The 19,516-nt window shown below is 67.5% G+C and carries 18 protein-coding genes and 1 pseudogene; 8 read left to right on the forward strand and 11 right to left on the reverse strand.

Annotation, left to right across the window (positions count from 1 at the left end; translation table 11 throughout):
- Positions 1 to 3 precede the first annotated feature (3 nt).
- Genes CGUA_RS01825 through CGUA_RS01840 form a run of 4 tightly spaced genes read left to right on the forward strand, consistent with a single transcriptional unit; the run spans position 4 to position 3,596 of the window.
- Entirely contained in the window at positions 4 to 864 is an 861-nt protein-coding gene (locus CGUA_RS01825) for a 3-hydroxyacyl-CoA dehydrogenase family protein (RefSeq protein ID WP_290197140.1), read from the forward strand.
- The gene (locus CGUA_RS01830; RefSeq protein ID WP_290197141.1) at positions 854 to 2,110 is read left to right on the forward strand and encodes an acyl-CoA dehydrogenase family protein; all 1,257 of its coding nucleotides are present in this window, start codon (positions 854 to 856) and stop codon (positions 2,108 to 2,110) included. The genes CGUA_RS01825 and CGUA_RS01830 overlap by 11 nt, the downstream gene beginning before the upstream one ends.
- The gene (locus tag CGUA_RS01835; protein ID WP_290197144.1) at positions 2,107 to 2,802 is read left to right on the forward strand and encodes an SDR family NAD(P)-dependent oxidoreductase; all 696 of its coding nucleotides are present in this window, start codon (positions 2,107 to 2,109) and stop codon (positions 2,800 to 2,802) included. The genes CGUA_RS01830 and CGUA_RS01835 overlap by 4 nt, the downstream gene beginning before the upstream one ends.
- A gap of 17 nt (positions 2,803 to 2,819) precedes the next feature.
- Positions 2,820 to 3,596 (forward strand): enoyl-CoA hydratase-related protein, encoded by a 777-nt coding sequence (locus CGUA_RS01840; RefSeq protein WP_290197146.1) that lies wholly within the window; start codon positions 2,820 to 2,822, stop codon positions 3,594 to 3,596.
- Between the two features lie 82 nt (positions 3,597 to 3,678).
- On the opposite strand, the gene bktB is transcribed toward CGUA_RS01840, so the two are convergent.
- Positions 3,679 to 4,854 (reverse strand): beta-ketothiolase BktB, encoded by a 1,176-nt coding sequence (gene bktB, locus CGUA_RS01845; protein ID WP_290197148.1) that lies wholly within the window; start codon positions 4,852 to 4,854, stop codon positions 3,679 to 3,681.
- 159 nt (positions 4,855 to 5,013) lie between these two features.
- Positions 5,014 to 5,484 (reverse strand): methyltransferase family protein, encoded by a 471-nt coding sequence (locus CGUA_RS01850; protein ID WP_290197150.1) that lies wholly within the window; start codon positions 5,482 to 5,484, stop codon positions 5,014 to 5,016.
- A gap of 136 nt (positions 5,485 to 5,620) precedes the next feature.
- On the opposite strand from CGUA_RS01850, the gene CGUA_RS01855 reads away from it, so the two are divergent.
- Complete coding sequence (locus CGUA_RS01855) at positions 5,621 to 6,631, forward strand: enoyl-CoA hydratase/isomerase family protein (RefSeq protein ID WP_290197152.1); 1,011 nt, start codon at positions 5,621 to 5,623, stop codon at positions 6,629 to 6,631.
- Between the two features lie 87 nt (positions 6,632 to 6,718).
- Positions 6,719 to 7,125: pseudogene (locus CGUA_RS01860) on the forward strand (hypothetical protein); the annotation flags it as partial.
- A gap of 109 nt (positions 7,126 to 7,234) precedes the next feature.
- Here CGUA_RS01860 and CGUA_RS01865 read toward each other — a convergent pair.
- From CGUA_RS01865 to CGUA_RS01875, 3 genes are read right to left on the reverse strand one after another with little or no spacing between them, the layout of a single operon-like run.
- Positions 7,235 to 9,064 carry an FAD-dependent oxidoreductase gene (locus tag CGUA_RS01865; RefSeq protein WP_290197154.1) on the reverse strand — a complete coding sequence of 610 codons (1,830 nt, stop codon included), beginning with the start codon at positions 9,062 to 9,064 and terminating at the stop codon, positions 7,235 to 7,237.
- Between the two features lie 12 nt (positions 9,065 to 9,076).
- The gene (locus tag CGUA_RS01870; protein ID WP_290197156.1) at positions 9,077 to 9,994 is read right to left on the reverse strand and encodes an intradiol ring-cleavage dioxygenase; all 918 of its coding nucleotides are present in this window, start codon (positions 9,992 to 9,994) and stop codon (positions 9,077 to 9,079) included.
- 27 nt (positions 9,995 to 10,021) lie between these two features.
- A complete protein-coding gene (locus CGUA_RS01875; protein ID WP_374725017.1) occupies positions 10,022 to 11,077 on the reverse strand; it encodes a maleylacetate reductase in 1,056 nt (351 codons plus the stop codon).
- A gap of 85 nt (positions 11,078 to 11,162) precedes the next feature.
- Here CGUA_RS01875 and CGUA_RS01880 point away from each other — a divergent pair, with 85 nt between their 5' ends.
- Complete coding sequence (locus CGUA_RS01880) at positions 11,163 to 12,083, forward strand: LysR family transcriptional regulator (RefSeq protein WP_290197161.1); 921 nt, start codon at positions 11,163 to 11,165, stop codon at positions 12,081 to 12,083.
- On the opposite strand, the gene CGUA_RS01885 is transcribed toward CGUA_RS01880, so the two are convergent.
- Both CGUA_RS01885 and CGUA_RS13190 read right to left on the reverse strand, forming a co-directional pair.
- Positions 12,080 to 12,499 carry an FCD domain-containing protein gene (locus CGUA_RS01885; protein WP_290197163.1) on the reverse strand — a complete coding sequence of 140 codons (420 nt, stop codon included), beginning with the start codon at positions 12,497 to 12,499 and terminating at the stop codon, positions 12,080 to 12,082. The genes CGUA_RS01880 and CGUA_RS01885 overlap by 4 nt on opposite strands.
- Before the next feature lie 247 nt (positions 12,500 to 12,746).
- Positions 12,747 to 13,091 carry a transposase gene (locus tag CGUA_RS13190; protein ID WP_353959857.1) on the reverse strand — a complete coding sequence of 115 codons (345 nt, stop codon included), beginning with the start codon at positions 13,089 to 13,091 and terminating at the stop codon, positions 12,747 to 12,749.
- Between the two features lie 135 nt (positions 13,092 to 13,226).
- On the opposite strand from CGUA_RS13190, the gene CGUA_RS01895 reads away from it, so the two are divergent.
- Entirely contained in the window at positions 13,227 to 14,699 is a 1,473-nt protein-coding gene (locus tag CGUA_RS01895) for an NAD-dependent succinate-semialdehyde dehydrogenase (protein WP_290197165.1), read from the forward strand.
- Positions 14,700 to 14,857: 158 nt separating this feature from the next.
- Here the strand turns inward: CGUA_RS01895 and CGUA_RS01900 are convergent, their stop codons facing one another.
- The 4 genes from CGUA_RS01900 to CGUA_RS01915 all read right to left on the reverse strand — a co-directional run bounded on the left by CGUA_RS01900 (position 14,858) and on the right by CGUA_RS01915 (position 19,264).
- Positions 14,858 to 15,691 carry a carbohydrate ABC transporter permease gene (locus tag CGUA_RS01900; protein ID WP_290197167.1) on the reverse strand — a complete coding sequence of 278 codons (834 nt, stop codon included), beginning with the start codon at positions 15,689 to 15,691 and terminating at the stop codon, positions 14,858 to 14,860.
- A complete protein-coding gene (locus CGUA_RS01905) occupies positions 15,688 to 16,692 on the reverse strand; it encodes a carbohydrate ABC transporter permease (RefSeq protein WP_290197169.1) in 1,005 nt (334 codons plus the stop codon). Before CGUA_RS01905 ends, CGUA_RS01900 begins: the two co-directional genes overlap by 4 nt.
- Positions 16,693 to 16,780: 88 nt before the next feature.
- Positions 16,781 to 18,109, reverse strand: coding sequence for an ABC transporter substrate-binding protein (locus CGUA_RS01910; RefSeq protein WP_290197171.1), 1,329 nt, complete (start codon positions 18,107 to 18,109; stop codon positions 16,781 to 16,783).
- 114 nt (positions 18,110 to 18,223) lie between these two features.
- Positions 18,224 to 19,264, reverse strand: a complete 1,041-nt coding sequence (locus CGUA_RS01915) for an ABC transporter ATP-binding protein (RefSeq protein ID WP_290197173.1) — start codon at positions 19,262 to 19,264, stop codon at positions 18,224 to 18,226.
- Positions 19,265 to 19,516: the final 252 nt, after the last annotated feature.

The following is a 19,516-nucleotide window of genomic DNA, read 5'->3' on the forward strand; positions in this document are numbered from 1 at the left end:
CTCATGCAGGTCAACACGATAAGTGTCATCGGCGCCGGCGCCATGGGCCGGCAGATCGCCATGGTCGCAGCGCTCGCCGGGTACACCACCCATGTCCAGGACGTCTCCCCGGCGGCGGTCTGCGCCGCCGACGAGGACATGCGCGCCTGGGCGAAGGGGCGCGTCGAGAAGGGCAGGCTCAGCCAGGAGGAGATCGACGCCGCCCTGGCGCGGCTGCACTACACCACCGACCTCAAGGAGGCCGTCGCCGACGCCGACCTCGTCATCGAGGCCGCCACCGAGAAGCTGGACATCAAGCGCAGCATCTTCGCGGACATCGACCGCCACGCCCCGGCGCACGCGATTCTGGCGACGAACTCGTCGACCTACGGCTCCTCCGCGGTCGCCGACGCCACCGGGCGGCCGGGCAAGGTGTGCAACATCCACTTTTTCAACCCCGCGCTGGTGATGAAGGCCGTCGAGGTCGTCCGCCACCCGGGCACCGACGACGACACCATCGCGACCGCGGTGGAGGTCGTCGAAAAGCTGGGCAAGGAGCCGGTCGTGCTCAACCAGGAGATCCCCGGCTTTGTCGCCAACCGCCTCATGGGCGCCATCCGCAGCGAGGCGCTCGCACTCTACGACGCCGGCATCGCCTCCTTCGAGGACATCGACACGGCCGCCAAATCCGCGCTCGGCCACCCGATGGGCCCCTTCGAGCTCATGGACCTGGTCGGCATCGACGTCACCTACCTCATCCGCGAGGCGACCTACTCGCTGACCGGCGACGAGGCGGACCAGCCGCACCCGCTGCTGACCGAGAAGTACGAGTCCGGCGATCACGGACGCAAGACCGGAAAGGGCTGGTACAGCTATGACGACTGACTGGAAAGACGCCACCGAGCAGTACCTGGACGAGCTTCGGGCCGACCTCACCGTCGCCCAGGACACCGACTTCTATCTGCTGGAGAGCACTCTGCCGGAGGAGGCCCGGGAGATACGCACACGTGTGCGTGGATTCGTCGACAAGCATGTCCTACCCGTCATCAACGAGTACTGGGAGCGCGCCGAGTTCCCCTACGAACTGCTGGAGCCGCTGGCCAAGCTCGGCGTCGTCGGCTCCTTCATCGAGGGCTACGGCTGCCCGGGCCTGTCCCGGCTGGCGCAGGGCATGATCACCCAGGAGATGTCCCGCGGCGACGGGTCCGTGAACACCTTCCTCGGCGTGCAGGCGAACCTGTCGATGGGCACGATCTACCTGCTCGGCTCCGAGGAGCAGAAGCAGCGCTGGCTACCGGCCATGGCCCGGCTGGAGCAGATCGGCTGCTTCGCGCTGACCGAACCGCGCCACGGCTCCGACTCCGTCGACCTGCAGACCTCGGCGCGCCGGGAGGGCGACACCTGGGTGATCAACGGCGCGAAACGCTGGATCGGCAACGGGTCGATGGCGCACAACGTCATCATCTTCGCCCGCGACGAGGCAGACGGCCAGGTCAAGGCCTTCGTCATGGAGCGCGAGGACCCGCGGGATCCGGAGTCCCGCCCGGAGGGCTTCTCCTACGAGGTCATCACCGCCAAGGCCGGCAAACGCGCGATTCTGCAGGCCAACCTCTACTTCCAGGACCTGCGCATCGACGAGGCGAACCGCCTGCCCGGCTGCGACAGTTTCCGGGACGTCTCCCGGGTCCTGGCCTCCACCCGCGGCGGCGCCTCCTGGGAGTCGCTCGGCCACGCCATCGCCTGCTTCGAGGCCGCGGCCGCCTACGCCGGCAGTCGCGAACAGTTCGGGCGGCCGATCGGGGGCACCCAGCTGGTGCAGAACACCCTGGCCAAGATGGCCACGGATCTGACTTCCATCCAGCTCATGTGCCACCGCATGGCGCAGCTGCAGGAGGAGGGCAGCTGGTCGGGGACGATGGCGTCGATCGCCAAGATGCACACCGCCGACCGTGCCCGCGAGGTCGCCCGGCAGGCCCGCGACCTGCTCGGGGGCAACGGCCTGCTCCTCGACTTCCACGTGATGCGCCACCTGACCGACATGGAGGTCGTCCACACCTACGAGGGCACCGAGTTCATCCAGTCGCTGCTCATCGGCCGCAAGATCACGAGTCTGAACGCGATGACGTCATGACCACGCTGATTGTCGGCAGCGGCGGCATCGGGCTGGCCGCAGCACGCCGGATCGGGGGCGAGCCCGTCCTGACCTACCGGCGCAACGAACCCGCCGACCCCCCGCCGGGGGCGACCCTGCGTCGCCTCGACGTCACGGACCCCGTCGCCGTCGCCGAGCTGGTGGCCTCCGTCCCGGGGCTGGACGCCGTGGTCGTCACCAGCGGGCACCGCCACGACTTCGAGTTCTTCGCGAAGCAGGATCCGGCGGTGGCCGAGGAGATCGTCGCCACCGAACTGCTCGGGCCGATGAACGTCGTCCGCGCGGCGCTGGGCGCCCTCGGCGACCGGGGGCGCATCGTCCTCGTCGGCTCCGACTCCGGCAAGGCCGGCACACTCGGCGACGCCGCCAGCTCCGCCGCCCGCGCCGGGCTGCTGGGTTTCGTCCGGTCCATCGCCCGCGAGACCGCGCGCACCGACGTCACGGTCAACGTCGTCAGTCCGGGGCCGACCGACACCGGACTGCTCGGCGAGCTTCTCGACGGCGACGATCTCGCCGCCAAGGTCATGCGCGGGACGGTGGCGGCGATACCGAAACGCCGCACCGCCCAACCCGAGGAGATCGCCGAGGCGATCGCGTACTTCCTCGGCCCCAACTCAGGTTTCACCACCGGTCAGGTGCTGTCGGTGTCCGGCGGCCTGACCATGACATGAGGACATGAGGACTGATCATGAACACTTACGAGACCATCCTGGTCGAGCACGCCGAGCGCGTGGTCACCATCACCCTGAACCGCCCGAAAGCACTCAACGCCCTGAACTCCACAGTGATGAGGGAGGTCGTCTCTGTGATCCGGGAGTTGGACGACTCCGACGAGGTCGGCTGCTTCGTCCTCGCTGGGTCGGAGAAGGCCTTCGCTGCCGGTGCCGACATCACCGAGATGGCGAAGATGAGCGCCACCGACATGTACACCACGGACTTCTTTTCGGGCTGGGATGAACTCGCCGGGGCCCGCACCCCGCTCATCGCCGCGGTGGCCGGTTACGCGCTCGGCGGCGGCTGCGAGGTCGCGATGACGTGCGACTTCATCATCGCCGCTGAGAACGCCCGCTTCGGCCAGCCCGAGGTCGGCCTGGGCACCCTGCCCGGCATGGGCGGCTCCCAGCGCCTGGCCCGCGCGGTGGGCAAGGCCAAGGCCATGGATATGTGCCTGACCGGCCGCCACATCACCGCGGAGGAGGCGGAACGCGCCGGCCTGGTCGCGCGGGTGGTGCCCACCGAGGAGCTGGCCACGGTGGCCGCGGAGACCGCCGCCACCGTCGCCGGCTACTCGAAGGTGGCGACCAGCATGACCAAGAAGGCGGTGAACATGGCCTTCGAGACCCCGCTGACCCAGGGCGTGGCGAACGAGCGCCAGCTGTTCAACCTCTCCTTCGCCTCCGAGGACAGGCGGGAGGGGATGGCCGCCTTCGTCGAGAAGCGGGAGGCCGAGTTCCGGCACCGCTGACGGCGCCGGCCTCTCTACGCGGGAAGCCCCGGCGAGCCTTCACGGCTCGCAGGGGCTTCCTGCTGTGCCCGGCAGCCTTCCTCTACACCGCCTCGACGATCAGTGCGATACCCTGACCGCCACCGATGCACATGGTGACCAGTCCGTACCGGCGGCCCAGCGCGTGCAGGCGGTGGATGATCTTCACCATCAGGATCGCTCCGGTGGCCCCGATCGGGTGACCGAGCGCGACCGCACCGCCGTCGATGTTGGTGATCCCGGGATCGAAGCCGAGCTGTTGCTGGACTGCCAGGGCCTGGGCGGCGAAGGCCTCGTTGGATTCGATGAGTTCGATGTCGTCGAGGCTCAGCCCCGCCTTCTTCAGCGCCCGTGGCACGGCGTCGACCGGCCCCAGGCCCATGACCTCCGGGGCGCAGCCGGCCAGCCCCCAGCTGACGACGCGCGCGGTCGGGGTGAGCGACTGGTCCTTGAGCGTCTGTTCACCGGCGAGGACCAGGCTGGCGGCGGCGTCGTTCATGCCGGAGGCGTTGCCGGCGGTGACGGTGCCGCCCTCCTTGAACACCGGCTTGAGCGCCCCGAGTTTCTCGAGCGTGGTTGCGCGGGGGTGCTCGTCGGTGTCGAAGGTGATGGTCTCCTTGCGGCCGGGGACCTCGACCGGGACGATCTGCTCGGTGAAACGTCCCTCGGCGATGGCCTCCTGCGCGCGCCGCTGGGACTCGAGCGAGAACTCGTCCTGCTGCTCGCGGGTGATGCCGAAGCGCTCGACGATGTTCTCCGCGGTGACGCCCATGTGCCCGTGACCGAAGGGATCGACGAGCGCGCCGTTAATCCAGTCCAGCACCTTGCCTTCGCCCAGGCGCTTGCCGAAGCGCAGGTCAGGGACGCTGTACGGGGCCCGGCTCATAGATTCCGCGCCACCCGCCAGTGCGACGGAGGCGTCACCCTCCCGGATGGACTGGGTCGCGGAGACGATGGCCTGCGCGCCGGAGCCGCAGAGTCGGTTGACGTTCATGGCGTGGCTGCGGTCCGGGGCACCGGCGCCGACCGCCACTTGGCGGGACAGGTAGGCGTCGCTGGGGACCGTGTTGGTGACGTGCCCGTACACCGCGGCGTCGATGGAGGAGGGGTCGACGCCGCCGCGCTCCACGGCGGCCCTGGCGGAGGCGATACCGAGGTCGACCGGCGTGACGTCGGCCAGTGTCCCGCCGAAGCTGCCGATGGCGGTGCGGGCGGAGGAAACGATGTACACGTCCTGCATGGTGCTCAGTCCTTGGGAGTTCGGCGGGCGCGACGGCGCTTGTCGACGCCAGAAATGAACCGCGGTTCATTATGGGTGCCGCTTCAGATTAGGTCGTGACTTATATCACTGTCAATGTCGTGGTGTTTATTGGGTAACCAATGAAAGGAGGTGCGACGGCTATCGTCGGCCCGGGCAGGATCCGATCCCCAACCATCGTGGAACCTCGTCCCGGTAGTGCTCGTACTCCGCCCCGAACATCTCTGTCAGGGCGGATTCCTCGGCGCGGATCTGGAAGCGGTCGATGTACGCGATGAACGCCGCCACCGGCAGTAGCGACGACCCCGAACGTCGCAGGCAAGCGTGGGCGACGAGCACTCCTGCCAGTCCGGTGTACATCGGGTTTCTGCTCAGGCGGTTCGGTCCGGTCCGCACGAGGGTCCGGGCGGAGGACACCTTGACGGGATCAACACTGGTTCGCTGCCGGAAGAACTCCAGGAGACTTCCGCTGACCAGCCATCCCGAGGCCAGGAACGGCGGCAGCGCCAGGAGCGCCGACTGCCGGGTCGGTGACCGCCTTCGGCTCAGCACGTGCTGGGCGCCGGCCGCCGCGCCGAAGATTATCGCCGGCGGTATTCGCAGATCAGCCATGGCAGCTCCCGTCGATGTCGCGTGCGGATATCCTGCGCCGATCCTGCCACAGAATGGTGGCACAGGTCACCGGTCGTCGCTAGGTTGGGTGGCAGCCATTGCTCGGGCACATCGACCGACCTGAAGGGGGCCCACCGTGACCGCACACACCGAGGAGCTGATCGTGGAGATCCGGGGGCGCGCCGGGGTGATCACGCTCAACCGCCCCCGCGCGCTGAATTCTCTGAACACCGGCATGATCGAGGGGATGATCGACGCGCTGGAGACGTGGCGGGAGGACGACGCCGTCGCCCTGGTCATCGTGCAGGGGGCGGGGGATCGGGCGTTCTGCGCGGGCGGGGACGTCGCCTCGGTCTACCGTCTCAACCAGGCGGACCGGCAGGGGGAGAGCGACCACTTCTTCGAGGTGGAGTACACCCTCAACCAGATGATCCACGATTACCCGAAGCCCTACGTTGCGCTGATGGACGGAATCGTCCTCGGCGGCGGACTTGGCGTCTCGGCGCACGGCTCGCACTGCATCGTCACCGAGACCTCGCGCATCGGCATGCCGGAGACGGGGATCGGGCTCTTCCCGGACGTCGGAATCTCCTGGATTCTGGCCCGCGCCCCGCAGAAGCTGGGGATGCACCTGGCGCTGACCGGGGTTCACGTGGGGGCGCCTGAAGCCATCGAGGTCGGGCTCGCAGATACCTTTGTGGAATCCGGTCGCCTGGTCGAACTCGTCGGCAAGCTCTGCGAAGACGGCGACACCGGGCATATCGAGAACTTCTCTTCTGAACCCCCGGCACCGACCGACTCCGACCGGCAGCTGATGGAGCAGGCCTACAGCGGCGAAACCGTCGAGGAGATCCTGGCTGCGCTGCAGGGCATCGACGCCGAATGGGCGGAGAAGGCGGTCACCGCCATGGAACGGGCCTGCCCGACCTCCCTGAAAGTGGCGCACGAGGCGCAGCGACGTGCCGCAGCCATGGACCTGGCCGGGGTCCTCGCCCAGGACAGGGTTCTGGCGCGCAACATGCACCGCCGCCACGATTTCATGGAAGGTGTCCGCGCGCAGCTCATCGACAAGGACCGGAACCCGTCGTGGAACCCGGCATCGTTGAGCGGGGTGCATGACGAGGACGTCGCGAGGTTGTTCGTCTGAAGGAATCGCGTTCCACGCACATGTGCGCGCCTGCCGTATTCTCCCGCGCGGGCGACGGGTTCGGGCTCTCACAACCCCCCGGTGGCGGTGGCTGTCCTCGGCGTCGTCGCCACCGGCGTGACCCTGTCCGAAGACAACACTGCCGCCGACGCCTTCTACCACGCCACCGGCGTGATCGGTCTGCGCATGTTCGGCATCGTCCTCGGGGCGGCTGGTCTGAGTTCGGTCATCGACGCCTCCTACACCTCGATCTCCTTCATCACCACGCAGAAGACCGCCCCGAAGCTCCGCGCCGGGCTGACCGTCACCTTCATCGTCGCCTGCGCGACCGCATACCTGGCGCTCAACCAGGCCCCGCAGGCCATGCTCATCTTCGCCGGCGCCTTCAACGGCTTCATCCTGCCCATCGGCTTCGCCGTGGTCATGTGGATCACCGTCTGCCGCCCGGCTACAAGTACCCGAAGTGGCTGATCGTCATCGACGTCCTCGTGTGAGTGCTGACCATCTTCCTGGGTTACAAGTCCTTCTCCGGTCTTGCGGTCCTCTGGGTCTAAGCGCAAGAAGACCCGGGCACACCGCATGTGCCCGGGTTCTCTCATGCCGTCACCAGTGCGTGTCGCGGGTGAGGACGCGGCTGCGGTCGGCGCCGGCGGTGTCGGCGAAGGTGACATCGCGGAGGGCGTCGAGAAGCTCCGCGGCGGGGTCGCCGGAGTCGTTCTGCACGCGGTAGGCGACGTGCAGGTCGGGACGGACCAGCACCATGCCGGAGTCCTCGACGCCGCGCTGCCCGGCCCAGTCGCCGTAGAGGTCGTCGTACTCCTGGCCGGCACCGATCCGGTGCACGGCCAGATCCAGACCCAGCTCCGCGGCGACACGCTCGGCGGCGTCGACCCAGGCGGTGCCGTTGACGCCGGTCAGCACCGTGAAGCGGCCGCGGCCGCACAGGTCGAAGGTGGACAGGCGGGAGGCGGCGGGGTTGCCGGTGTCGGCGAGCCAGGCGTGCGGTATCTTCGCGCCCGGCCAGGTGGTCGGCTGGTAGTAGAGCTGCGGGTCGCGGTCCTGCGTCGGCTCCGGGGTGCCGTCGGGCTTGACTGCGCCGGAGCGGTAGCGCTGGCCCAGCTCCACGCCGTGGGCATTGAACTCGTAGTTCTTGAGCTTCATGGCCTCGCGCAGCTTGCGGCGAGATTCCTCGCCCCGGGCGGAGTGCTCCTTGCGCACGTCCATCGCCTCGCGCAGCTGCTCGTCGCTGGCGCCCTCCTCGAAGCCGAGGGCGTCGAAGATGGCCCCGAACTCCTCGATGGACTTGTTGGCGCGGCGCACGATCTGCCTGGCGACGGGCACCCGTTCCTCGTCGTAGGTGTCCAGCAGTTCCGGACCGGCCTGACCGCGCAGCACCATGGCCAGCTTCCACGCCAGGTTGTAGGAGTCCGCGACTGAGGTGTTGGAGCCCAGGCCGTTGCCGGGCGGGTGGCGGTGGACGGCGTCGCCGACGCAGAAGACGCGACCCTCCATGTTCTTCGTGGCGTAGAGCTCGTTGACGGTCCACAGCGAATGGTCGCGGACCTTGACGTCCAGGTCGGGGATGCCGACAAGGTCGCGGACGATGTCGGCCGCGGAGGCGTCGTCAAGCACGGGCGGCTCACCGTTGATGTCGTAGCCCCAGGTCACCAGCCACTGCGTCCACGGCTCGACCATGCGCACCAGGCCCAGGCCGATGCCGCCGACCGAGGCGCCGGGCTGGAGGACCCAGTAGAGGGAGGACTGGCGGTTCTCGCAGTACTCGGACAGATCCATGTCGCACCAGATGTTCATGGAGCCGGACTTGCCCATCTCGCCCTCGAGTGGCAGGCCAATGGTCTCGGCGACCTGGGAGCGGCCGCCGTCGGCGCCGATGACGTAGCGGGAGTGGATGGTGTATGTCGCCCCGGAGAGACGGTCGCGGACCTCGGTGTGCACGCCCTCGTCGTCCTGGACCAGGGTGAGGAACTCCGTGGACCAGCGGAACTTGGAACCGCGCGCCATCGCGGTGCGCACGACCAGCGGCTCGAAGCGGGTCTGCGGGACGTCGCCGTTCATCGAGGGCGAGGCCATCTCGTAGTCGCCGTGGCGGGCCGGGTGCGTGCCCCAGGAGCGTAGGCGACCGAACTCCTCGCCGGCGATGGCGGTGCAGAACACGGTTTCGCCGATCATCTCGTGCGGGGTGGCGATGCCCTTAAGCTCCTCCTCGATGCCCATGTCACGCATGATCTCGAAGGTGCGCTGGTTGGTGATGTGGGCGCGCGGGGTGTTCGCGGTGTTGGAGTACTTGCTGACCACCATGTGGTTGATGCCGTAGGAGGCCAGGAAAAGGGCGGCCGAGGAGCCGGCCGGGCCGGAGCCGACGACGAGGACGTCGGTGGTGATGTCGCCCGGCTGTGGTGTGGTGTTGACCATGATGATGTCTCCTTAGTTGGCTGCGGGGGCGAGGACGATGTCGAAGCGGGCGCGGGTCCAGTCACGGTCCAACTCCCGCCCGTCCGGGGTAGGCGTACCGGCGGACTGGAGCTCGAAGGTCTTGATCAGGGAATCCTTGACGCCGAAGACGGAGTCACCGATCTCGAGCTGCGGGTCCCCCTCGACGAAGATGTGGGTGACCAGGCGGCGCAGCCCTTCGGCGGCGACCATGAAATGCAGGTGCGCGGCACGCACCGGGGACCGCCCGGTGGACTGGAGCATCCTGCCGACCGGGCCGTCGTGCGGAATCGGGTACGGGGTCGGGGTCAGACCCCAGAAGCCGTACTCGCCGTTCTCGTCGGCGTGGAGGTACGCGCGCCCGGCGATGCCCTGGCCCTGGTACTGCACGTCGTAGAAGCCCTCGTCGTCGGCCTCCCACACATCGATGCGCGCGCCCGGCACCGGGTTGCCCTCGGTGTCGCGGACGGTGCCCTCCACCCAGCAGGGCTGGCCGGACATACCGCCGGAAATGTCCCCGCCGAACTCGATCTGCGGGGCCTCGTCGACGTAGAAGGGTCCGAAGACCGTGGCCTCGGTGGCGTCGCCGTGGGCCTCGTTGTTCACCGCGATGGTCAGCATCGACGCGCCCAGCACGTCGGAAAGCAGCACGAACTCCTGGCGTTTGTCGTCGGTGATGTGACCGGCGTCGGTGAGGAAAGCGATGCCGGCCTCCCATTCCTCCTCGGTCAGGCGCACGTCGCGGATGAAGGCGTGCAGATGGGTGGTCAGCGACTCCATGATCTGCTTCAGGCGCGGGTTCTCAGTGTCTGCGAAGGAGGCGAGCACCTGCTCGGTGACGGTGTCCTCGATCTGCTGCTGGGTCTGGGACGTGGTTTGGGACGTGGTTTGGGCCGTGGTTTGGGTCGTCATTGGTGTGCTCCTTGGGGTGTTTTACGGCTAAAGGGCGCCGCGCAGCAGCTCGGTCATGTTCTCTTCGGTGACGGTCACCGGGTTACTCACCGGGGTGGCGGCAAGGATGCGCTCCACCGCCTCCGGGATGTCGGCCTCGGTGAAACCGATTGCCGCCAGGCTGTTCGGGGCGTCGATGGCCTCGTACAGGGCGCTCAGCCCCTCCGCAGCGCTGGCGGTGCCGAAGACCTCGGCCAGGCGGTCAACGTGGGCGTCGGCGCCGGCGGCGACGTTGAAGGCCAGCACGTGTGGCAGCACGGTGGCGTGGGTCTCGGCGTGGGGCAGGTCGAAGGTGCCGCCGAGGACGTGGCAGATCTTGTGGTGCAGGCCCGAGCCGGCGGAGGAAAAGCTCAAGGCGGCCAGGTAGCAGCCGGCCAACGTCAGCTCGCGCGATTGCGGTGTGGAGTCGGTACGGATGCCGGCCAGGCCGTCGCGGAGCAGGCGGGCCCCCTCCAGGGCGTGCGCGCGGTTGATGGGGTCGGCCTTCGGCGCCCACAGCGAGTCGACGCAGTGCGCCATCGCGTTGAGCCCGGAGGCAATGGCCATGTCCGCGGGCAGGGTGGCCAGCAGGCCGGGGTCGTAGACGACGGCGCGCGGCAGGACCTTCCCGTCGCTGCCGGTGGTCTTGGTGCGGTTTTCCGTCATGCCCCAGACGGCGGTGGCTTCGGAGCCAGCGTAGGTCGTCGGCACGGCGACGATCGGCAGTCCGGTGGTCAGGGCGACGGCCTTGGCCAGGCCGGTAGTGGAGCCGCCGCCGACGGAGATCAGCGAGTCGACGCCTTCGGCTGCTTTGCGGGCGCGTTCGGCGACCTCGACGGGCACGTGCATGACGACCTCATCAACATGCGCGGCGACGTTGACGTCCGCGGTGACCGCCGCGGCGAGTTCGGCTTCATGCTCGGAGGCGATGAGCATGGGATTGTCGACACCGAGATCGGCCAGAGCCTGCGCGACGTTCCCGGCGGCCCGGCCGGCCCCGAACAACACGCGCTGCGCCCTGAGATCGTGATCGAAATTGAGTTCTGTCACGGGACTCTCCTCCATGTGATGTGTGTCATGAGGAATACGCTATCGGCGCCCGGGCTATTAATCGAATACCAATTTTCTCGGCCGGGTATAAAAGATAGCTATGGATACCCGCAAGCTGCAGTATTTCCGGACCGTCGTCGAGGCCGGCTCCTTCACCGCCGCCGCAAAGCAGCTGCACATGGCGCAGCCCTCGCTCAGCGTCGCCGTTCGGGAGCTGGAGAAGAGCTTCGGCTCGACCCTGCTGGAACGCACCCCGCAGGGGGTGCACACGACCCCGGAGGGGGACGTCGTCTTCGCCCTCGCCCGCTCCGTGGATGACCAGCTCGAGCAGGCGCAACGGGAGGTCCGGGCCCTGACGGAGGGGACCACCGGCGCCATCCGCCTGACCGTCGCCCCGGAGTTCAACTGGATCGGACTCGCCGAGGTCATCGCCCGCGCCCGCGACAACGCCCCCGACCTGGACATCACCGTCCTGGACCCGGAACCGGCCCAGTCAATCGCCAACGTCTATGCCGGACACGCGGACATCGGCGTCATCCCCAACTCCAACCTCGCGGGTTTCCTCAGCCGTCACGAACAGACGCTGGCGGCCTTCCCGCTGATGAAACTGGACATGGCCATGGCCGTCCCGAGGGCGTGGCAATTCGCGCCGGGCCCGGTGGTGCTGGAGGACATGGTCGACCGGCCGCTCATCATGCCGATCCGGGACAGCTGGTTCGAGGGGCTGCCGGAAAGCATGCTCAAGGTGTGGCTGTCGAACCCGGCCACCCGGCCGCACTCGATGATCCGGGTGTCGACCCTGCAGACGGCCCTGCCGTTGGTCGCGGCGGGCACCGGGGTGGCCATCGTGCCGGAGCTGGCGAGATCCGTCGCCCCGGCGGGCGTCGAGATCCGCCCCATCCGCAACCGGATCGAGCCGCTGGAGCTGGTCGTCATCTGGAACAAACTGCGGCCGGTGTCCGGACCGATGCGCCGGGGCCTGGCGATTCTGCGCGAGTTCGTGCCCGCAGCCGGGAACTAGAGCCAGCCGGAGCGCGACTCGTCCCCGAAGGGCGGCAGCAGGCTGACCCGTTCGCGCGTCGCGCCCAGCGACTTCCGGAGGGTCTCCGCTGCCGCGGCCCGATCGCTGGCTCGGAGCAGTTCGGTCACCGTTTCGTTGACGTCGAGGTAGGGGTCGTGGGAATCCGGCTGATGCTGCAGCACCCGCAGGAAGACCAGCCGCATGCGAGCCAGCAGCTGGTCCATGATCTCGGAGAGGCTGGGGGAGCCTGCCGACGCGACGAGCAGGCGGTAGAACTGCTGGTTGGCGTCGGCGACGACGTCGGCCAGGACATCGACGTTGAGTTGCTCGGCCCCCAGCATGACAGCTGGCTCGATCATCTCGCGGGCGGCGTAGAGGTCGCGGATGCCGTGGGCGTTAGGGGAGATGATGAACACGCCCCGGTAGAGGACGCGGGTGACGAGCTGTTCACCCTCCAGCGTGCCGAAGGCCTCCCGCAGAGTGTTGCGGGAGACGTGTACTCGGCGCTGAGCACTTCCTCGTTGAGCTTCTGGCCGGGGGCGTACCTGCCCGCGGAGATAGCCTTGCGGAGGGAGGCCACGATGTTGTGGGCGCGCCTGACGATCAATTCTATCGATCGTGCTAGGGCATGTCTCCTAAAGACTTGAGCCAGGTGATCACGGCTCACACTACGATGGCCCCGCGGTAAACCGCCGCGAGTTTGTCATGCCGAGTAGCCGGACCACGCCACTGCTTGGCTAGGGCAAACGCCCGCTTGATAACATTGCGCCCCTTGTAGGCAGGGGCGTCAAAGACAGGCGGGCGCCCGCCTGTGCTGCCCTTACGTTTCAGGGCCGCGATACTGTCACGTTCTTCGGGAATAACCGCCACGATCCCCCTCTTGCGTAGATCACGCCGGATCACCGTCGTCGCATAACCCCGGTCAGCCAGGACCGCATCCGGACGCGGCCGTCCCCGTCCCGGGTCCACGCGCGGGACGTGGATGTCATCAAGCACGGCCTGGAGCATCGGTGTCGCCGCCGAAAGACCAGATATTCCTTTCGCGGCGGTGAATTCGTTCAGACCTCACCTTCAGCAGAACTGTTTCTGACTACGACAAATCACTACCCTGGGGAAAAATCCCCACGCCCAAGGAGTGAACCCTTGTCCATCAACGTTGACGAACTCATCGGCAAAGTAGAAAAACGTCTCTACATCGGCGGAGAGTGGGTCGAGGGGTCCGCCCGCGGCTCCCTCGAGGTCGAGAATCCGGCGACGGGCGAGGTGCTGGCCACGATGGCGTCGGCAAGCTCGGAGGACGCGCTCAAGGCACTCGACGCCGCGGACAGGGTCCAGCGGGAGTGGGGGCGCACGGCCCCGCGCGAACGCGCCGAGATCCTGCGCCGCGGTTTTGAGCTCGTGGCCGAACGGGCGGAGGAGTTCGCCACGCTCATGACCCTCGAGATGGGCAAACCACTGGTCGAGGCCCGTGGCGAGGTCCGCTACGCCAACGAGTTCCTGCGCTGGTTCTCTGAGGAGACCGTGCGCCATTACGGCCGCTACAGCCAGGTGCCGGAGGGGACGCTGCGGATGATCACGACGCACAAGCCGGTGGGGCCGAGCCTGCTGATCACGCCGTGGAACTTTCCGCTCGCGATGGCGACGCGCAAGATCGGACCGGCGATCGCGGCGGGCTGTACGATGATCGTGAAACCCGCGCAGTTGACGCCGCTGACCATGCACTACTTCGTCCAGACGATGATCGAGGCCGGCGTCCCCGGCGGCGTGCTCAACCTGGTGACCTCGAAGTCGGCCTCGGGAATCTCCACGCCGCTCCTGGCTGACCGACGCCTGCGCAAGCTGTCCTTCACCGGTTCCACGGCCGTCGGAAAGCAGCTGCTTGCCGACGCCGCCCCCAACGTCCTGCGCACCTCCATGGAGCTCGGCGGCAATGCCCCGCTGATCGTGTTTGAGGACGCCGACCTCGACGTCGCCGTCGACGGCGCCGTCGACGCGAAGATGCGCAACATCGGCGAGGCCTGCACCGCCGCCAACCGCATCCTCGTGCAGGAGCCGGTGGCGGAGGAGTTCGGGCGCCGACTGGCCGAGAAGCTCGGCGCGATGACGGTCGGCAACGGGTTGGACGGTGATACTCAGGTCGGCCCGCTCATCCAGTCGACGGCCGTCGACAACGTCGAGGAGCTGGTCAACGACGCCGTCTCCGGCGGCGCGGAGGTGCTGACCGGTGGTGCTCGCATCGAAGGGGCAGGCCATTTCTACGCGCCGACGGTGCTTGTCGACGTCGCCCGCGACTCCCGCGTCGCCCGGGAGGAGATCTTCGGCCCGGTCGCCCCGGTCATCACCTTCACCGATGAGGAGGACGCCTGGCGACTGGCCAACGCCACCGAGTACGGGCTGGCCTCCTACGTGTTCTCCTCCGACCTGTCCCGCCTGTTCCGCGCCTCGGACAAGCTGGAGTTCGGCCTGGTCGGCTTCAACTCCGGCGTCATCTCCAATGCGGGCGCACCCTTCGGCGGTGTGAAGCACTCCGGTCTTGGCCGGGAGGGCGGTGCCGAGGGCATCGCGGAGTACACCTATACCCAGTACGTGGGCGTCCGGGACCCGTACGCGAAGTAGGGGTTCGGCACCGGCATTGTCGGGGCGTTGCTGGCGCCCCAGGAGCCTGCCCCTTCGTTTCGAAAGGCCTCACCCTCAGAGGACTCGCAGATCCGGTCTTCGTCTCGAAAGGACTCGCAAGTTCGGGGTGAGGCCTTTCGAAACGAAGCAACCGACACCTACCCCTTGACGCCACCGGCCGTCAGTCCGGACACGATCCGGCGCTGGAACACCAGCACCATGATGATCAGCGGAACGGTGACCAGCGCGCCGGCGGCCATGGTGGCGGCGTAAGGGTACTGGAACGAGCTCGGCCCAGTGAAGCGCGCGATCGCCACCGTGACGGGCTCGGTCGCTCCGGTGGAGAGCTGCTGGGCGAGCATGTATTCGTTCCAGGCAGCGATGAACGCCAGGATGGCGGTGGTGAACAGGGCTGGTGTGGCCAGGGGGAGCATCACCTTGCGGAAGGCCTGGGCGCGGGAGGCGCCGTCGACGCGGGCGGCCTCCTCCAGCTCCCAGGGCAGCTGCTTGAAGAAGCTGATCAGGGTGTAGATCGTCAGGGGTAGCGCAAAGGAGATGTTGGGGACGATCATCGCCTGGTATGTGCCGATCCAGCCGATCTGGCTGAAGAGCTGGAATAGCGGGGTGACCAGCGCGATGCCGGGGAACATGGAGGCGGCGAGGATGATGCCGACGACGAGGCCCTTGCCGCGGAAGTTCAACCGGGCCAGCGCGTAACCGGCGCCGACGCCGACGATGACCGCGACGATGGTGGTCGTGAGCGAGATGATCAGCGAGTTGCCGATCGCGCGCAGGAAGTTGTTGCCGCGGTCGGTGGCGATGGCCTCCCGGAAGTTGCCGAGGGTGACGTGCGAGGGCCAGGGGGTGGTGTCGAAGGTGAAGGTCGGGTCGCGAAGCGCCACGACGAGCATCCAGTAGAACGGCGCCAGTCCCCACACCAGGATGAATGCGACGCCGAGGTAGTGGACGACGGTCTGCCAACGTTTTCTCATGCCTTTACCTCATTCTTTGCTTCCCGTGCTTGTCGACGCCTGGCCTCACGCAGCTCGGCCCGCCGCTGCCCCTGCCCCGAGACGTCGGCGCCGAGGAAACGGATCAGGACGAAGGCGACGGCGAAGATGAACAGGAATATCAGGGTCGACAGGGCCGAGGCCGAGTTGAAGTTGCCCTGGCGCATGTCCTCGACGACGAGCTGGCTGATGACAGCGGTGGGGGAGTTGGAGGACGCGGAGATCATGATGACCGGGAGGTCGTACATGCGCAACGCGTCGAGGGTGCGGAAGAGCACCGCGACCATGAGCGCCGGTTTCACCAGCGGCAGGGTGATGCGGGTGAAGCGCTGCCAGGCGGTGGCGCCGTCGACGCGGGCGGCCTCGTAGGTCTCCTTGGGGATCATCTGCAGGCCGGCGAGGATGAGCAGCGCCATGAAGGGGGCGGTCTTCCAGACATCGGCGATGACGACCGCGAAGCGGGCCGGCCAGGGGTCGGTGGTCCACATGATGTTCGTGCCGAGGATGGAGTTGACGATGCCCTGGGGGGCGAACATGAACTGCCAGAGCTTGGCTGTCACGGCGGTGGGGATGGCCCACGGGATGAGGACCGCGGCGCGGACCAGGCCGCGTCCCCGGTAGTTGCCCGCCATGATCAGGGCCATGATCATGCCCAGGACGGTCTCCAGACCGACGGTGGTGACCGTGAAGAAGATGGTGTTGCGCAGGGCCGGCCAGAAGTCGGTGGACAGCGTGCCCGGCGGGCAGACCGAGACCGCCCCGGAGGGCGACATGCAGCGCTGGGTCAGCCAGTAGAGGTAGTGCTGGAATCCGGCGAATCCGCCGTCGACGAATATCCCGGTGTCGGGGTCGAGGTGGCGGTCGGCCTGGAACGAGAGGAAGATCGCGCGGATGACGGGGTAGCCGATGACGATGGCCAGCACGATGAGTGCCGGTCCCAGCAGCATCGCCGCCCGTTTCGTCTGTTGGGCTCTGGTGAGCATGTCTCCTCCGGGAAGGGGGTCTAAACGCCTCTGACACCTGCCCTCGGATGTAGCTGTGAGGAGCAGGTGCCAGAGGGGCTGTCGGGGGTTAGCTGGAGGCGTTCTCGATCGCGGACTTCATGTCGGCCGTGGCGTCGTCGACGCTCTTGCCGGCGGTCAGGGCCGCGTAGGCGTTGTCCTGGATGGCCTTGGAGATCTCCTGGTAGAAGGGGCTGACCGGACGCGGCACGGCGTTCTCGAGGGAGATCTTGAGGGCCGGCAGGTACGGGTGCTCCTCGATCAGGGCCTCATCGTCGTAGATGGAGGCCAGGACCGGCGGGAAGGACTCCTCGGCGAAGGACTTCTGGTTCTCCTCGCTGATGATGAACTCGATGAAGTCGCGGGCGGTCGCCTTGAACTCGGAGTTCACGTTGATGCCGTTGTTGTAGCCGCCGAGGGTGGACACGCCCACGCCGTCCTTGCCGACGAGCGGGGAGACCTCGAAGTTGTCGGCGACCTGGGAGGCGTCGTCGAGCGAGGTGGCGTACATGTACGGCCAGTTGATGGCGTAGGCGGTCTCACCGGCGGTGAAGGCGTTGTTGGTCTCCTCCTCGGTGGCGCCGGTGGAGGCCTGGGAGATGATCCCGTCGGAGTAGGCGTCGACAAGCGCCTGCAGGCCCTCCTTGGACTCCGGGGAGTCGACGGTGACGTTGCCGTCCTCGTCGAGGACGGAGCCGCCCCAGCCCTCCATGAAGCCGACGGTGTTGACCGTCAGACCCTCGTACTGCTTGAGCTGCGTGGTCAGGCAGTCGATGTTGGCCTGCTCGGCGGCGACGCAGGAATCGGCCAGCTCCTGGAAGTTGCCCGGCTCCTCCGGCATGACCTCGGTGTTGCGGAAGAGCAGCTGGCCGTTGGTGTTCTGCGGCAGGGCGTAGAGGGTGTCGTTGTAGGTGGCGGACTCGACGGTGGACTCCAGCAGACCGGAGGTGTCGATCTCGTAGTCGCCGGTCAGCGGCTCCAGGTACTGATTCGCGGCGAAGTCGCCGGTCCAGACCACGTCGAGCGCCATGACGTCGTAATCGCCTGAGCCGGCCTGCAGGGACTGGATGAGGGTCTCGCGCTGGGCGTCGGCCTCCTGCGGGAGCTCGTGCAGGGTGACCTCCTCGTCCGGGTGCTCGGCGTTCCAGGCCTCGACGATCGGCTCCAATTTGCCGATGTCGTTGGCGCCCATGGCGAAGGTGATCGGCCCACGATCACCCTCGCCGCCCTCGGAGGCGCCGGTGGTCTCGGTGACGGTGTCGGTGGATTCCTGGGTGGTGGTGTCGGTCCCGTCAGCGGAGTCGCCGCCGGTGTCCGAGGAACAAGCAACGAGCGTCACCGACGCGAGGGTGGCAGCGGCGATGGAGCCGGCGATACGGCGGGAGAAGCGAATCGTCATTCTGTCGACCTTTCATGGACCTGCGATTGACCTGGGATGTGCTTCTGACCATAGTGAGATCAGCCTGTAAACCACCTTAAATGTGATTTGGGCCACCGTCAACGGGGGTGGTTATTACCGGGTGTGCGAGGGGATGATCCGTTCACCGGTGTCCCTGTCGAAACGATGGGCCTGAGCGGCGTCGAAAGCGATGTCGGAGGAGTCGCCCATCTGCGGAACGAGTCCCTTGGGGACCTTCGCCACCATGCGCCCGGCCTCGGTGGCGACATACACGTAGGCCTCCGAACCGAGCTCCTCGACCAGTTCCACGGTTCCGGACAACCCGACCCAGCCGGAGGGGGCCTGCTCGCCGGGACGCACCAGAGTCATGGCCTCCGGACGAACTCCCAGCCGATACCGGTCCTCGCCCGGCAGGCGGGAGTCGAAGATGTTCATGGCCGGGGAGCCGATGAAGCCTGCGACGAACTCGTTGACCGGTTCCTCGTAGAGCTCCTTGGGGGAGGCGACCTGCTGCAGCACGCCCTCGTTGAGGACCGCGACGCGATCGCCCATCGTCATCGCCTCCACCTGGTCGTGGGTGACGTAGACGGTGGTGGTGCGCAGGCGCCGCTGGAGGGCCGCGAGTTCCGCTCGGGTCTGGACGCGAAGTTTCGCGTCGAGGTTCGACAGCGGCTCATCCATGAGGAAGACCTTCGGTTCCCGCACGATGGCGCGGCCCATGGCCACGCGCTGGCGCTGGCCGCCGGAGAGATCCTTGGGTTTGCGGTCCAGGAGACCACCCAGGTCGAGCAGGTCAGCGGCGGCGTTGACCCGCTGGTCGATCTCCTGCTGCGGCATCTTCGCCAGCTTCAGCGCGAATCCCATGTTCTTGGCCACCGACAGGTGCGGGTAGAGGGCGTAGTTCTGGAAGACCATCGCAATGTCGCGCTCACCCGGCTCCATTCGGGAGACGTCCGTGTCGCCGATGAGAACGCGGCCCTGGCTGACCGGTTCCAACCCGGCCAGCGCCCGCAGGGTGGTGGACTTGCCGCAGCCCGACGGGCCGACCAGGACGAGAAACTCCCCGTCACCGATCTCCAGGTTGAGATCACGCACGGTGGGTTCCTCGGCGCCCGGATACTGGATGAAAACCTGATCGAAAGTGACCGATGCCATGAGCATCACAGTAGCAGCGGGGCAGATCACAGTTCGGGGAAACTCGTGGGCACGGGGGTGACGACCAGTCCGCTCACTGAACCGGCCATGACCCCCGAGCCGAACCGGTGTCGGTGTCGGCGGGATCGGGCTCCCCCGCCGCGCGACGCCAGATCAAGGGGCCAGACCAGGGGGCATAACGGACCCGCCCGGGCGGTCCCCCGTCACCGAGGTGGGTCGGTAGGCTCGGGTGCTGCCCAGGGCAGACCGGTT

The organism is Corynebacterium guangdongense (assembly GCF_030408915.1).
In the GTDB taxonomy this organism is placed as follows: Bacteria; Actinomycetota; Actinomycetes; order Mycobacteriales; family Mycobacteriaceae; genus Corynebacterium; species Corynebacterium guangdongense.

Excerpts from the sequence above, each read along its gene's own strand:
- CGUA_RS01840 (WP_290197146.1), top strand. The coding sequence starts at position 2,820 with ATGAACACTTACGAGACCATCCTGGTCGAGCACGCCGAGCGCGTGGTC.
- CGUA_RS01850 (WP_290197150.1), bottom strand. The coding sequence starts at position 5,484 with ATGGCTGATCTGCGAATACCGCCGGCGATAATCTTCGGCGCGGCGGCC.
- CGUA_RS01905 (WP_290197169.1), bottom strand. The coding sequence starts at position 16,692 with ATGCTCACCAGAGCCCAACAGACGAAACGGGCGGCGATGCTGCTGGGA.
- CGUA_RS01825 (WP_290197140.1), top strand. The coding sequence starts at position 4 with ATGCAGGTCAACACGATAAGTGTCATCGGCGCCGGCGCCATGGGCCGG.
- CGUA_RS01865 (WP_290197154.1), bottom strand. The coding sequence starts at position 9,064 with ATGGTCAACACCACACCACAGCCGGGCGACATCACCACCGACGTCCTC.
- bktB (WP_290197148.1), bottom strand. The coding sequence starts at position 4,854 with ATGCAGGACGTGTACATCGTTTCCTCCGCCCGCACCGCCATCGGCAGC.
- CGUA_RS01910 (WP_290197171.1), bottom strand. The coding sequence starts at position 18,109 with ATGACGATTCGCTTCTCCCGCCGTATCGCCGGCTCCATCGCCGCTGCC.
- CGUA_RS01870 (WP_290197156.1), bottom strand. The coding sequence starts at position 9,994 with ATGACGACCCAAACCACGGCCCAAACCACGTCCCAAACCACGTCCCAG.
- CGUA_RS01835 (WP_290197144.1), top strand. The coding sequence starts at position 2,107 with ATGACCACGCTGATTGTCGGCAGCGGCGGCATCGGGCTGGCCGCAGCA.
- CGUA_RS01900 (WP_290197167.1), bottom strand. The coding sequence starts at position 15,691 with ATGAGAAAACGTTGGCAGACCGTCGTCCACTACCTCGGCGTCGCATTC.
- CGUA_RS13190 (WP_353959857.1), bottom strand. The coding sequence starts at position 13,091 with ATGCTCCAGGCCGTGCTTGATGACATCCACGTCCCGCGCGTGGACCCG.
- CGUA_RS01875 (WP_374725017.1), bottom strand. The coding sequence starts at position 11,077 with ATGGAGGAGAGTCCCGTGACAGAACTCAATTTCGATCACGATCTCAGG.
- CGUA_RS01880 (WP_290197161.1), top strand. The coding sequence starts at position 11,163 with ATGGATACCCGCAAGCTGCAGTATTTCCGGACCGTCGTCGAGGCCGGC.
- CGUA_RS01830 (WP_290197141.1), top strand. The coding sequence starts at position 854 with ATGACGACTGACTGGAAAGACGCCACCGAGCAGTACCTGGACGAGCTT.
- CGUA_RS01915 (WP_290197173.1), bottom strand. The coding sequence starts at position 19,264 with ATGGCATCGGTCACTTTCGATCAGGTTTTCATCCAGTATCCGGGCGCC.